Here is a 403-nt window from a genome sequence, read left to right as displayed (position 1 = left end):
GCCCAGCGCCTGCGCCGCGATGGTGACCCGGGTGTGGTCCAGCGTGCGCATCGCCGTGGCGAAACCGGTGCCCTCCGCCCCGATCATCCGCTCCGCCGGGATCCGCACGTTGTCGAAGTACACCTCCCGCGTCGGCGAACCCTTGATCCCCAGCTTCTTCTCCGGCGCACCGAAGGAGACCCCCGCATCCCCCTTCTCCACCACGAACGCCGAGATCCCCTTCGAGCGCTTCTCCGGGTCCGTGACCGCCATCACCGTGTAGTACTCCGAGACGCCCGCGTTGGTGATCCACCGCTTCACCCCGTTGAGGACCCAGAAGTCCCCGTCGCGCACCGCCCGCGTCCGCATCCCCGCCGCGTCCGAACCCGCCTCCGGCTCCGAGAGGCAGTACGAGAACATCCCC

At 69.5% G+C, this 403-nt stretch carries 1 protein-coding gene; it reads right to left on the bottom strand.

Annotation, left to right across the window (positions count from 1 at the left end; translation table 11 throughout):
• On the bottom strand, window positions 1-403 hold a 403-nt coding region (locus IH44_RS0140155), incomplete at both ends, for an acyl-CoA dehydrogenase family protein (protein WP_030464790.1).

Source organism: Kitasatospora sp. NRRL B-11411, from assembly GCF_000721345.1.
GTDB classification, from domain to species: Bacteria; Actinomycetota; Actinomycetes; order Streptomycetales; family Streptomycetaceae; genus Kitasatospora; species Kitasatospora cineracea.
Note: the sequence above shows the minus strand (reverse complement) of the source record. Positions and strands in the feature narration are given on the sequence as shown.